Origin of the sequence: Paraburkholderia sp. SIMBA_053, assembly GCF_046534895.1 — a bacterium.
GTDB lineage: Bacteria > Pseudomonadota > Gammaproteobacteria > Burkholderiales > Burkholderiaceae > Paraburkholderia > Paraburkholderia caledonica.
On sequence record NZ_JAWRXU010000680.1, the window covers coordinates 1 to 272 of the forward strand.

The 272-nt window shown below is 65.4% G+C and carries 1 pseudogene; it reads left to right on the plus strand.

What is annotated here, in order from left to right:
• Positions 1 to 62: 62 nt before the first annotated feature.
• Positions 63 to 272, plus strand: a pseudogene (locus SB753_RS37305) (hypothetical protein); the annotation flags it as partial.

Sequence of the window (272 nt, forward strand, 5' to 3'; positions counted from 1 at the left end):
GCCCCAGGAATGAAGCCGCCGCCGAAGACGAAGCCGCGAGGAACCCAATGAGGAGACGCATCATGAAGACCGCCGTCATCCGTCTCCTGAGTGTGCTCGTCCCGGCGCTCGTCACCAGTCCAGCCGGCGCGTGGTCGCATGCGAACTATCGCGGAGGCAGCACGTCGCACGCGCCCGGTTCGGATTCCACAACCCGCAGCAACGCCTGGGGTGGCAGCGAAACGCACACATACGGGCAAGGCACGACCGCAACCGGCCGCTATGGTGATACT